At 53.3% G+C, this 11,104-nt stretch carries 11 protein-coding genes; 3 read left to right on the top strand and 8 right to left on the bottom strand.

Going from position 1 to position 11,104, the window contains the following annotated elements; all coding sequences use genetic code 11:
- Positions 1-1,208, bottom strand: a 1,208-nt coding sequence (locus Q4526_RS01870) for a hydantoinase/oxoprolinase family protein (protein ID WP_215975023.1), incomplete at its 3' end; no start/stop codon positions are given.
- A gap of 116 nt (positions 1,209-1,324) precedes the next feature.
- Between Q4526_RS01870 and mutM the strand changes: the two genes are divergently transcribed.
- Positions 1,325-2,149 (top strand): bifunctional DNA-formamidopyrimidine glycosylase/DNA-(apurinic or apyrimidinic site) lyase, encoded by an 825-nt coding sequence (gene mutM / locus Q4526_RS01865; protein ID WP_215975022.1) that lies wholly within the window; start codon positions 1,325-1,327, stop codon positions 2,147-2,149.
- A gap of 111 nt (positions 2,150-2,260) precedes the next feature.
- On the opposite strand, the gene Q4526_RS01860 is transcribed toward mutM, so the two are convergent.
- From Q4526_RS01860 to cobA, 5 genes are all read right to left on the bottom strand, one after another.
- Entirely contained in the window at positions 2,261-2,914 is a 654-nt protein-coding gene (locus Q4526_RS01860) for an HAD family phosphatase (RefSeq protein ID WP_215975021.1), read from the bottom strand.
- A gap of 102 nt (positions 2,915-3,016) precedes the next feature.
- Positions 3,017-3,892 carry a CsgG/HfaB family protein gene (locus Q4526_RS01855; RefSeq protein ID WP_215975020.1) on the bottom strand — a complete coding sequence of 292 codons (876 nt, stop codon included), beginning with the start codon at positions 3,890-3,892 and terminating at the stop codon, positions 3,017-3,019.
- Between the two features lie 263 nt (positions 3,893-4,155).
- Complete coding sequence (nirD, locus tag Q4526_RS01850) at positions 4,156-4,515, bottom strand: nitrite reductase small subunit NirD (protein WP_215975019.1); 360 nt, start codon at positions 4,513-4,515, stop codon at positions 4,156-4,158.
- A 14-nt stretch (positions 4,516-4,529) separates the two neighbouring features.
- The gene (gene nirB, locus Q4526_RS01845) at positions 4,530-7,076 is read right to left on the bottom strand and encodes a nitrite reductase large subunit NirB (RefSeq protein ID WP_215975018.1); all 2,547 of its coding nucleotides are present in this window, start codon (positions 7,074-7,076) and stop codon (positions 4,530-4,532) included.
- 22 nt (positions 7,077-7,098) lie between these two features.
- Positions 7,099-7,899 (bottom strand): uroporphyrinogen-III C-methyltransferase, encoded by an 801-nt coding sequence (gene cobA / locus Q4526_RS01840; RefSeq protein WP_215975028.1) that lies wholly within the window; start codon positions 7,897-7,899, stop codon positions 7,099-7,101.
- Positions 7,900-8,387: 488 nt separating this feature from the next.
- Here cobA and moaA point away from each other — a divergent pair, with 488 nt between their 5' ends.
- Positions 8,388-9,446 carry a GTP 3',8-cyclase MoaA gene (gene moaA / locus Q4526_RS01835; protein ID WP_368411079.1) on the top strand — a complete coding sequence of 353 codons (1,059 nt, stop codon included), beginning with the start codon at positions 8,388-8,390 and terminating at the stop codon, positions 9,444-9,446.
- A 114-nt stretch (positions 9,447-9,560) separates the two neighbouring features.
- Positions 9,561-10,061, top strand: a complete 501-nt coding sequence (gene moaB, locus Q4526_RS01830; RefSeq protein WP_215975017.1) for a molybdenum cofactor biosynthesis protein B — start codon at positions 9,561-9,563, stop codon at positions 10,059-10,061.
- A 15-nt stretch (positions 10,062-10,076) separates the two neighbouring features.
- Here the strand turns inward: moaB and Q4526_RS01825 are convergent, their stop codons facing one another.
- Complete coding sequence (locus tag Q4526_RS01825; RefSeq protein WP_215975016.1) at positions 10,077-10,298, bottom strand: hypothetical protein; 222 nt, start codon at positions 10,296-10,298, stop codon at positions 10,077-10,079.
- 121 nt (positions 10,299-10,419) lie between these two features.
- Positions 10,420-10,968 carry an ADP compounds hydrolase NudE gene (gene nudE, locus Q4526_RS01820; protein ID WP_215975015.1) on the bottom strand — a complete coding sequence of 183 codons (549 nt, stop codon included), beginning with the start codon at positions 10,966-10,968 and terminating at the stop codon, positions 10,420-10,422.
- Between the last annotated feature and the right edge of the window lie 136 nt (positions 10,969-11,104).

The following is an 11,104-nucleotide window of genomic DNA, read 5'->3' as shown; positions in this document are numbered from 1 at the left end:
GTTTGCAGCGCGGGCAATTTTAAGTCTGCCGCCAGCTGCGCAATGGCTTGTTCGGCCGCTGACTGATCTAAGGGCATGGCGCCGCCGAGAAAATACTCGGGCCGCAAGCGCCCCAAATAGGCGTTGGCGTCGGTCACGGTGACTTGTGTGCCGCCCTTACCATAGCAAGCGGGACCGGGATGCGCACCGGCCGACTCGGGGCCAACGTGCAACAAGCCCCCGGCATCCACCTGAGCGATACTGCCACCGCCGGCGCCAATGGTGTGCATATCCACCATGGGTACCGCCACTGGGTATGGGCCCAGGCGGCCTTGGTTGGTGAGCTGTAGCTGGTCGATGATCATGGCGACATCGGTGGAGGTGCCGCCCATGTCGAAAGTAAGCAGGGGCTCCGGCTTGCCATCACCGCCGCGCTGACGGGCGATAAACAGCGCCGCAGCCAAGCCTCCGGCCGGGCCGGATAACAGCAAATTCACCGCGCGGTTGCCGGCTTGTTGCGCGTCAATGGTACCGCCCGAGCTCTGCATCACTCCCAGTGGGCAGGGGCTGACGCCCTGGGCTAAACGCTGTAGGTACCCCTGTACCTTGGGGCCTAAGTAAGCATTGAGCCAGGTGGCAATACCGCGCTCGTACTCACCGTATTCGGGCAGGACAAAAGAGGAGCGGCTGACAAATATCTTCTCGGGGCAGGCCTGTTGCAGCGCTATTTCATCGCCGTCGTCGAGAAAAGAGTAGAGTAAATTTATCGCCACCGCCTGCGGTCGGTGCTTGGCGATTGCCGACTGTAAACGTTCGATGTCATCGCTGGTGAGTGGCTCGAGGCGCTCACCGTTTGCGGCCAGGCGCGCACCGACTTCCACACACAGAGCTGGCTCAACCGGTGGCTCGGGAGCCGCCGGGGTGAGGTTGTAGAGCTCAGCGCGGGTCTGTCGGCCGATACTGAGTAGGTCGGCTAAGCCGCGGTTAGTGACATACAGTGTGGTCACCCCTTTGCGCTCCAGCGCAGCATTGGTCGCTACGGTACTGCCGTGCACAATGGCGATGTCACCCTCACGGATATTGGGTGTGAGTCCCAGCTGTTCGATACCCTGTAAGATGGCCTGCTCTGGGCACTCGGGGGTTGAGAGCACTTTGTGAACCCGCAATTGCCCCTGGTCGATCACGACAAAGTCGGTAAAGGTTCCACCGGTATCAACACCCAGCAACATAGAGCAAGCCTCGCCAATAATAGAGGGGCCATTGTACGAAATGGTCGATTAAAGTGATATTGCTGTTCACTCTTATCGCAAAGTTTGGCTAAATAACGCTTTTTTGATAGGACACCATGCCTGAGTTACCCGAAGTTGAAACCACTCGCCGAGGTATCGAGCCGCATATTCTCGGTCGACGTGTTTGTAAAATTGCGGTCCGCCAGCCCAGTTTGCGCTGGCCGGTGCCGGATATACTCGCCCAGACTTTGGTGGGGCGCCGTATTAAAAGCGTCGGCCGTCGCGGCAAGTATTTACTCTTGCAGGTGACAGAAGGCACGGTGCTGATTCACCTGGGTATGTCGGGCAGCTTGCGCCTGGTGCCCCGAGGAACACCGCCGGGCAGCCATGACCATGTCGATATTGAGTTTGCCGAGCAAACCCTGCGCTATCACGACCCGCGCCGGTTTGGATCGATACTCTGGCAAGCGGGGGGGCAGGCGGGTGATGCGCTGGAACACAAATTGTTGCAGAACTTAGGGCCGGAGCCATTAACGGATGAGTTCAATGCCGAACTATTATTTTCTCGCAGCCGCAAAAAAACAGCAGCCATTAAAACGTTTTTAATGGACAGTAAAATTGTGGTGGGGGTGGGGAACATTTACGCCAATGAAGCGCTTTTTATGGCGGGAATTAAGCCCATTCGCAAGGCGGGCAGCTTATCGCGGCGCGAATGTGAAGCTCTGGTGACCCGGATTAAATTTGTGCTCGACCGGTCAATCGAGCAAGGGGGAACCACCCTGCGTGATTTTGTCGGCGGCGATGGTAAGCCGGGTTACTTTAAACAACAACTAAATGTCTATGGCCGCGGTGGTGAGCCCTGTACCGGTTGCGCGAAAACGCTTAAAGAAATCAAACTTGGGCAGCGCGCCACGGTGTATTGTACCGCCTGCCAGCGCTAGTGCTCTATGCCGTTAATTTTGTCACTCTCTGCCGCCACACAAGCGCCTTGGGCAAGGCGCGCGAGCGCAGGTTTGGTGGTGCCACTTCATGGCTTTAAACGTTGTTGAGAGCTATAGGCGCTGAGCTAAATAGTTTTTTACTTCATCCATATGTTCGAACACGGCGCTGGCACCGGCAAAATTGTGGCCGCGTGAATAGTCGTTGCGCACCACAATACACTCCAGCCCGCAAGCCAGGGCTGACTGCAGCCCCGTGGCACTGTCCTCGATAGCTATGCACTGTGCCGCCTTCAGCTGCATTTGTGTTAAGGCGTGTTGATAAACATCGGGGGCAGGTTTGGGTCGCTCGACTTTATCGCGGCTGGCCACAATCGGGAAATAATCGCCCAGCCCGTGCTGTACTAGGGTTGGCTCCACTTCTCGCTCGGGTGCGCCAGTGGCAATGGCCATGGCCAGGTTGCGGCTGTGTACCCATTGCACCAGTGCCAAGGCGCCAGCAATTAAGGGACAGGCCTGTTCGCTCAAGGCGACTGTATTAGCCCGTTCGCGTTTCTCATACAACGCTTGAGCGGTAATAGGCAATGAGTAGTGTGTGGTTAAGTACTCGGCACTGGCTGTGGTGGGAATGCCGGCAAGATGGTCTCGGTAGATCTGTTCGCTAAAATCAACACCAAACTCGGACAGTAAATCGGCCCATAGCTGATAGTGTTTGCGCTCGGAGTCCACCAGGGTACCGTCGTGGTCGAAAATAACGCCTTGCAACATGGTGCGGTCTCGGTAAAAGCATGCATTGTAGCATTACCGGTGTCACCCGCCAGATACAAAAAAGGGGCCAGTAAGGCCCCCCGTGGTTTGCATTAGCGCGGTTTATGGTTCGGCGATATCGCCGACTTTAAAGTCGCTGCCACTGACCACTGTCGCCTCGGCATAGGAGCTTTCGGCGCTGGTAAGCTTAATTTTACCAATGGTTTTGTAGGTCACTTTAAGCACGGCACCGGTTGCCGGGTCTTTAATTTCACGGCCCTTGCGCTTAACCGTGAGGGTTTGGCCTGATTTAAGGCCGGCGCCACTGCCAGCATTGAGGATAATGTCGGAGCCGGCTACGTCGGCCAATAATACCGGTCCGGCGGGTTGAGCTGCCGCTGTACTACTGGCGAAATCGGCGTTGTCCAGCTTGGTGACCAGCTCATTGATAGCGCCGCGCATGGCTTCGGTGGCGCTTTTTTCATTCCAGCTCTCGCCGCCGCCAAAACCAAAAACACGAACGTTCATGGACGCTTTGTGGCCGTTGCCGGTATCGGCGAACAGAATGCGCGAGGTGTTCACATCAACCACGCGTACATCTACCGAGGCGTGGTAGCCCTTTTTGCCAACATTAATGCCGCCGCCGCCGCCGCCGGAACTGCTTTGGCCGTATTCGGTGACCGAGCCGGTGACAATGTATTGAACGCCGATGATCTTACCGATTTTGGCTGCGGTGGCGGTATCAACCCGACCCGATGAGCCAAAGTTTTGTTCCTGCATGATGCTGTTGAGGCGATCGCGCTCAAAAATATCGAAATTGGTGCCCTTGACCAGCTCGGTGGTGAGCATATCGGCCGCGCCGCGGCCTACTCGCCAGCCGCCGTGCTGACTTTTATTTTCAAAGTCGACTACCGCCACTCGTGGCCCCGCCCAGCTTAAAGGTGCAACGGCGACACAAAAAATGGCTGCTAGCCATATCCCCCAATGTTTTAAACGCATAGCTAAATCTCCATATTCATGGTGTTGTTTTGGTCATAATAGGACACTGTATAAGTCGGAATCTACCCTGCGGGGGTAATTGTTTAAAGATGGCGCTTAAAGCCGCGCATAAAAAAAGGTGGCCAAGTGGCCACCAGAAGTCCGATACCATGAAGTTACCGGGGGAAGAAAGCATTGCTAAGTAAAGTTACGCCCGTTTAGAGTCCGGGCGTCCCCTTTTGCTGTTACACCGCCACCTGCATTGGCTTGTGGCGAAGACGCTGTTAACGGATGCCAACCTGCACGCGGTTGCCTGCCAGATTGACCGGATACGCTCTGATGCGATGTTCCGCCTGCTCCAGGCACTCGCCTGTGGTCAGGTCAAAATGTTGCTTATACAGCGGTGAGGCCACACAAATGCGCTCGCCAATTGAGCCGATAATACCGCGGGATAATACATTGGCTTTGCCAATAGGGTCGTAGTTATCAATGGCGAATAGCTGGTCGAGCTTGCCGGAATAAAAAATCGCGACTTGTTGTTCACCTACGAGCGCGCATACGCCGGTTTCCGGGGTCAGGTCGTTGATGTCGCACACGTCAACCCACTGGCTTGCCTCGGATGTGTTGATGGTTTGATTGGTCATGTTAGAAATCTCCTTTACACCGTGACTTCGACGGCGGGAATCTGGTTCTCGCGCTCGGTTTCATTCGCGGGGCGGCGCTGATCGCGCTCGACCACATAGGCCAAATTCTCGTCTTGCTTTTCGCTATTGATAAAGTGGCGGAAGCGTTTGAGCTTTTCCGGGCTCTCAATGGTGGTTTTCCACTCGCACTGGTATTTGCCAATATTGCTGGTCATGTTATCTTCCAGCTCTTGGGCGATACTGAGCTTGTCGTTAATCACGACATCGCGCAAATAATCCAGGCCGCCCTCTAAGTTTTCCAACCACACTGAGGTTCGCTGCAGACGGTCCGCTGTGCGGATATAAAACATCATCACGCGGTCGATATATTTCACCAGCGTTTCGTCATCCAGGTCGGTGGCAAATAAATCGGCGTGACGAGGGCGCATACCGCCGTTACCGCAAACGTATAAGTTCCAGCCGTTTTCTGTGGCAATAATGCCGAAGTCTTTTGATTGGGCCTCGGCGCATTCGCGGGTACAGCCCGATACACCAAATTTAATTTTGTGGGGCGAGCGCACACCCTTGTAGCGATTTTCCAGCGCGATAGCCATGCCGACACTGTCTTGCACGCCGTAGCGACACCAGGTGCTACCGACGCAGGACTTGACCGTACGCAAGGATTTACCATAGGCATGTCCCGTCTCGAAGCCTGCATCAACCAACTGTTTCCAGATAGTTGGCAGTTCGTGCAACTGGGCGCCGAACAAATCGATCCGTTGGCCGCCGGTAACTTTGGTGTAAAGATTAAATTCTTTCGCGACCTGCCCTAAAACAATTAATTTATCCGGGGTGATTTCACCGCCGGCCACGCGCGGCACAATCGAATAGGTGCCGTCTTTTTGCATATTGCCGAGATAAATATCGTTGGTATCCTGCAGCCCCATATGCTTGTCTTCTAAAACGTAATCGTTCCAGAACGAGGCCAGAATAGAACCCACCGCCGGCTTACAAATTTCGCAGCCCAAACCACCCTGGCCGTGACTGTCGAGCAGGGCATCAAAGGATTCAATTTTTTTAACGCGAACAATATCGGCCAGTTCGGCGCGGGAGTAGGCAAAGTGCTCACAGAGGTGGTTGTTAACTTCCACCCCGAGATTTTCCAGCTCCTTGTCCATCACGCTTTTTACCAACGCGGCACAGCCGCCGCAGCCGGTAGAGGCACCGGTTTTATCTTTGATGTCCCCCATGGAGCAGCAACCGCCCTGCACCGCATCGACAATATCGCCTTTGGTGACATCCAAACAGCTGCACAACTGCGCAGTGTCAGGCAGTGCATCGACACCCATGCTGGCACCAGCGCTGCCGTCAGAGGCCGGCAGAATCAATTGCTCGGGTGAGTCGGGCAGAGCCATGTCGTTGACGCACATTTGTTGCAGTGTGCCGTAGGCTTCGGCGTCGCCCACCAAAACGGCGCCCAGCAATTTTTTGCCATCTTCGCTGACGATAATGCGCTTGTAGACTTCATTAACACCGTCTTCGTAGGTGTAAGTTTGCGCTCCCGGAGTACGGGCATGAGCATCGCCGATACTGGCCACGTCGACGCCAAGCAGTTTGAGCTTGGTGCTCATATCGGCGCCGGTAAACTGGTCACTACTGCCATTGATGTGCGAGTAAGCCACTTTGGCCATATGGTAGCCGGGGGCGACCAAACCAAAGATCTTGCCGTCCCATAAGGCACATTCACCGATAGCGTATACGTCTTCGACGGAGGTGCGACAAAAGTTGTCAACGACAATGCCGCCGCGCTCTCCAATATCAATGCCGTTATTGCGAGCCAATTCGTCTTGTGGACGAATACCGGCAGAAAACACAATCATGTCGGTTTCCAATTCGCTGCCATCGGTGAACTCCATAACATAGCGACGTTTTTTACCGGCGCCGATATTCTTGGTGTTCTTTTCGGTGTGAACATTCACATCCAATGATTCAATCTTGCGACGCAGTAAGTCGCCGCCGCCTTCATCTAGCTGAACCGCCATTAGGCGCGGCGCAAATTCAACTACATGAGTTTCCAGGCCGAGGTTTTTAAGCGCATTTGCCGCTTCCAAACCGAGCAGGCCGCCGCCGACAACAACGCCGACTTTACTTTCTTGGGCCGATGCGGTGATCTCTTCCAGATCTTCAATGGTGCGGTACACCAAACAGTGAGGCTGGTCTTTGCCGGGTATAGGCGGCACAAAAGGGAAGGAGCCAGTGGCGAGAACCAGTTTGTCGTAACCCTCTACCTTGCCCGCAGCGGTCGTAACGGTTTTTGCGTCACCGTCGATTTCTACTACCTTGTCGTTCAGGGTGTAAACGACGCCGGCACTTTGGTAGTGCTCCTCGGAGGTCAACATTAAATCGTCGACGCTTGAGCCAGAGAAATAGGCGGACAGTTTTACTCTGTCATACGCCAGACGAGGTTCTTCCGAGAAGGTAACAATTTCAAATTTTTCGGCGTTGTCGCTGTTGATAACAGTATCGATAAACTTGTGACCAACCATTCCGTTGCCGACGACGATGATGCGTTCTGTAGTCATGATTCTTCCTCTGCTAATTCGGTTATGCGCTCAGGCTTTCTGGTTGGCCTGTTGATTGTTGAGATACAAGGTCTTGCAGTTGCTGGGCCATTAGTACCACCTCACCCACCACGATTAGAGCGGGGGACTGTACGCCGTGCTCTTGACCGGTTTGAAAAAGCTCGCCCACAGTGGTGGTTACCACACGCTGATTTTTGCGGCAGCCATTTTCAATGAAAGCGGCTGGTGTATGGCCACTCATACCGGCTTGTAATAATTGGGTTTGAATGTGTTCGGCTTTACTGACGCCCATGTAAAAAACCAAGGTATGGCTTAAATTTGCCAGTGCTTGCCAGTTTAGGTTCAAATCTTTTTCGCCGTGCCCCGTGACAAACGTGCAGCCTTGTGCGACACCGCGATGGGTCAGGGGAATGTCGGCGGCGGTTGTACAGCCAGAGGCGGCGGTAATGCCGGGAATGACTTCGGCATCGCAACCGGCTTGACGCAATGTCAGAAGCTCTTCACCACCCCGACCAAAAACAAAAGGGTCGCCACCTTTAATTCGGCAGACGTTTAATCCTCGTTTGGCGTGCTCTACCAGCATTTGGTTGAGATCTGTTTGAGCAACACTGTGGTGGTTTTTTACTTTGCCCACATAAATGGCCGGCGTGCTTTTGGGGAAAAGCGCCCGGATCTCCTGACTAACTAGCTGGTCATAGAAAATAACGTCGGCACTTTCTATCGCCTTGAGAGCTTTTAGTGTTAACAGCTCGGCGTCACCCGGCCCGGCCCCTACCAGCAATACCTTACCCGGCTGGCTCGACATTTTGCTGTTGAGCGACATGATAGTGTTGGGGGGCGGTGTATTGTTGTGCATGGTGCATTCTCACTTGGGCCGTACAGGGCAGCCATTGTCTGTGGGTGTTTGATCTGGGTAAGAGCAAAGTCGGTGCCAGTGATAAAGAAAGGTGTATAAATTTTTTTAAATTCTTATAAATCATAAGGTTATGAGGTTGTTTTTAAATTGATTGAAAATTGCCCGTAATTTTCAAAGTGTTGTAATGGTGCGCAGTGCACCATCATGTGCACCGAATGTGAGATTTTAGTGAGGATTTTAAGTGGTCAATCATGGTGCTTGTGTCGTGCGATATTTTTTGCTTGCCATAAAGTAGTGCAGGCTTGTATTAAGTAAAGGATGTAAATCTTAGCCGCTTGCTAAAAAGGCTTGGTCTTGGAGGCGAGTACCGGTATTGGCCTTGGAGGGCGCGTCATGGTCTGGATTTTGCCCTGATAAAAGCAAATAAGATCGTGGCAGCTGGAGGATTGTCTTTCATGCTGCGAGTATTTAATCCTCCTTGGCGGGAATTTGTTACTATCAATGTTATGCAAAAACTATTAACGCCCATTTTAGTCGATCGTTTTGGTCGAGAGATACGCTACCTACGTATGTCGGTCACCGATCGCTGCGATTTGCGTTGTGTCTATTGTATGGCAGAGGACATGACTTTCCTGCCTCGCAAAGAGGTGTTGTCGCTGGAAGAGCTCGAGCGGCTGGCGCAGATGTTTGTGGGGTTGGGCGTGCAAAAAATTCGCCTGACCGGAGGTGAACCACTGGTGCGGCAGGGCATTGTGTCTCTGGTGGAAAAACTGGCCGCCATTGAGGGTTTACAAGAGCTCTGCATGACCACTAATGGCACCCGCTTGGCCGAGATGGCTGAGCCGTTGCGTGCCGCTGGGTTGTCGCGCCTTAATATTAGTCTGGATACCCTATCGGCCGATAAGTTTCATACCATGACTCGCCACGGTCAGTTGGCAAATGTACTGCAAGGTATAAAGGCATCTATCGCCGCTGGTTTCCGTCACACCAAGCTCAACTGTGTTGCGCTTAAACATTACAACGCTGATGAGGCCGGTCAGCTGGTGGAGTTTGCCTTATCGCACAATCTCGATATTAGCTTTATTGAGGAAATGCCTATGGGTGAGGTGACCAGCCATGGTCGGGTAGCCGAGTACATTTCCAGTGATGAGCTGCGTACGGAGTTGTCCCGCCAGTTTAACTTGGTGCCCAGCGCCGAGCAGACAGGTGGCCCCGCGCGCTACTGGACGGTGGCAGGCGCCCAATCAAAGGTTGGGTTTATCTCCCCTCACAGTCATAATTTTTGCGGCAGCTGTAATCGGGTGCGCCTGACCGCCACCGGTAAGTTGTTGTTGTGTTTAGGCCAAGAACATAGCCGCGATCTGCGCCACGTGCTGCGTCGGCCGGGAAGTACCAATGAAGAGCTCGAAGCGGCCATTCGTGAGGCGGTGCAGATTAAACCCGAGGCCCACAGCTTTGATGTGCAATCATCCGATGTTCAGGTGGTGCGCTTTATGAATATGACCGGTGGTTAGAGCGAAGCGCGCGCTTGAAAGGGTATGAAAGAGACTAAAACCCACGCTGTTACTTTTGCTATGCGGTTAGTGCGGCTTTCTCTGCCCACTTGCTATTAATGAGAACGTTGTTTTATGAGTCGTGAAAAAGTATTTGTACCGTTAAATATTGCCGTGCTAACCGTGTCCGATACCCGTAATCGCGACACCGACACCTCGGGGCAGGCGCTGCAAGAACTGGCCGAATCTGCCGGGCATAAGGTGTTAGATCGCGCCATAGTCAAAGACGATATTTACCAAATTCGCGCGCTGGTATCGAACTGGATTGCCGGGGATGATATTCAGGTGGTGTTGATTACCGGCGGCACCGGTTTTGCCGGGCGCGATTCTACGGTTGAGGCGGTAACCCCGCTGTTTGATAAAACGGTGGTAGGTTTCGGCGAGCTGTTTCGGCAGGTGTCTTATCGCGAAATCGGCAGTTCGACCATTCAGTCGCGCGCGACGGCGGGCCTTGCCAATCGCACTTTAATGTTTTGTCTGCCGGGATCAACTGGGGCGTGTAAAACTGCCTGGACGATTATTCAAGAGCAGCTGGATTCGCGGCACGGCCCCTGTAATTTTGTTGGCCAGCTATAAAGCTTTAATGTGTGGCTACCAACACCAAGAGTTGGGAAGCTTTTTCAACAGGTCTTTGCGGCTGTTGATCAACTCTTTATAAGACGCCATTAAGGAAAAATCAACGGCCTTGCCCTGCAACTTTAATTCGTGCACCTGTCTTTCCAGACCGGTTATTTCGGAAATTAACTGCTGCCTTAAGCGGCCGGTGTGATTGATATTAATGGAAACACCAAATTGACGCTGTGCATGTGCCATAACTAGCTCCCTGTTACGTGTTTGCATTGGTAAAGAATGAGCTTAGCACGCTAGGGTTAACAGGTAATCCGTCCGGTTAGACTGATTTGGAGCGAGGATGGGCGTAAATGTCGCACAATTGTTATGATGAATGTTGCGTCATCCAGTGCTGGGCCAAGTACAGTGCAGCAATGGTGCGTCCTTCGATCACATCGTCGCGCATCACCAGTTGAAAAAGGTCGTCCAGTTTACAAGGCACCACCTCGATGGGTTCCGGTTCGTCCCCTGGTAAAACCTCGGGATAGAGGTCTCGCATCAGCAAAATATTGATTTTGTGTTCCATGTAAGAGGGTGAAAGGTGCACTTGTTTTAACAGCTGGATGGATTTTGCGCCGTACCCAACCTCTTCTTTAAGCTCTCGGTTGGCCGCTTGTTCGGGACTTTCACCCGCATCTATAGCGCCTTTGGGGAGCGATAAATGGTAGTCCTCCAGGCCACCGGCATACTCGCGAGCCATTAATACCGTGGAATCGTCCAGCATAGGCACCATTAGCACCGCCCCGGGGCCGCCACTGCAGAGCTTTTCATAGGTGCGTCGCTCGCCATTAGAAAATTCAAGCTGGAGTTCTTCGGCCCGGAAAAGGCGGCTGCGGGCGACGGTTTGACGTTGCAAGATGACAGGTTTGGGCATACGTTTTCCGCTGATTGACGGTTATTCGCTTGATTGTAGTTGGGGTCGATACTGCGGCTCATTAAGCGCAGTATCGACCCTCTGCTTCGAGTCATAATACCAGAGCGAGCCTGCCGAGCTCTATGTTTGCGCAGGA

Source organism: Gilvimarinus sp. 2_MG-2023 (assembly GCF_030547685.1).
Taxonomy (GTDB): domain Bacteria; phylum Pseudomonadota; class Gammaproteobacteria; order Pseudomonadales; family Cellvibrionaceae; genus Gilvimarinus.
The sequence above is the reverse complement of the archived record's forward strand: the minus strand, read 5'-3'. Positions and strand labels throughout refer to the sequence as shown.